The 883-nt window shown below is 66.1% G+C and carries 1 protein-coding gene and 1 pseudogene; one reads left to right on the top strand and one right to left on the bottom strand.

Features of this window, described 5'->3' with window-relative positions:
• A pseudogene (locus tag MZTS_RS24660) lies at nucleotides 1-253 on the bottom strand (hypothetical protein); the annotation flags it as partial.
• A gap of 400 nt (nucleotides 254-653) precedes the next feature.
• Here MZTS_RS24660 and MZTS_RS25025 point away from each other — a divergent pair.
• Nucleotides 654-883 (top strand): hypothetical protein (locus MZTS_RS25025; protein ID WP_210329510.1); only part of this gene is annotated, 230 nt, incomplete at its 3' end.

Genomic DNA, 883 nt, shown 5'->3' with positions numbered 1-883 from the left:
CGGTGGCATAAGTATAGTCCGTGCCCTCGTAGCGGCCGGCCGCCGCGTAGAAGTCCCGCGACCGCGAGTAGCTCGTCCACACGTTGTCGCGGTCGGAGGCGACGGCGAGCGCGGCGAGCATGCTGGCTTGGGCGCGGCTCTGTTGCCTGTTGGCAACCTTCGGCAGCCCGACGGCGGCGATCAGGTCCTCTGGCACTTTGAACACGAAGGACAAGGCGCTCGCCTGCGCCGATTCATGGTCCTGCTCTCGCATGGGGCTCTCGCGGTGGACTGCCGCCCCGGGGCACCTCTGACCCGACGCGACGAAACCCCATCGTCCGCCGCCGTTTCTCTTTTATCCAGAGGCACTTATCCGGCCCCTAAGGACTGAAGATTCCGTTCTGGGCGTGACTGGGTTTCGGCTATCCGGATGCCAGCCGGCAGCCTCGGCACGTGCCCGAGTTTTCAAAAGATGATGCCGGGGTCATCCCAAGTGCCCGATCCAACCTGCGGGGCTCCCAGGTGCCTTCCCGGCGGGTGCGACAAAAGAGCATGACCTGTGGACGAGCTATGCGGTGCCGTGAACGGGGCATCGGGTCCTTGGGCGTCAAGGTCCGACTCACCGACCAGTCCGCCCCACTGCATAGCTTTCCGCCGCGGTCAACCCCGCCTGCTTGAATTTCGCCACGGTCTCAGGAAACCTAGCCGGCATCGCACTGGAAAACCGGGCGATTCGCCTTTGGGGGCACGCATTGTTCCACGACCAGGACCTGCCGGCCGACATTGGTCTCGACGCCAACATCGGCGAGCTCGCCGACACGGGGGCACGGTCGCCCCTCCCGGAGACCGGGTCCCGCCCCGACCTCCGCCCGATCCTCCTCCGTCCCTGCGGGACGCACGATGA

This window comes from Methylorubrum zatmanii (assembly GCF_014845115.1).
Lineage (GTDB): Bacteria > Pseudomonadota > Alphaproteobacteria > Rhizobiales > Beijerinckiaceae > Methylobacterium > Methylobacterium zatmanii.
The sequence above is the reverse complement of the archived record's forward strand: the minus strand, read 5'-3'. Positions and strand labels throughout refer to the sequence as shown.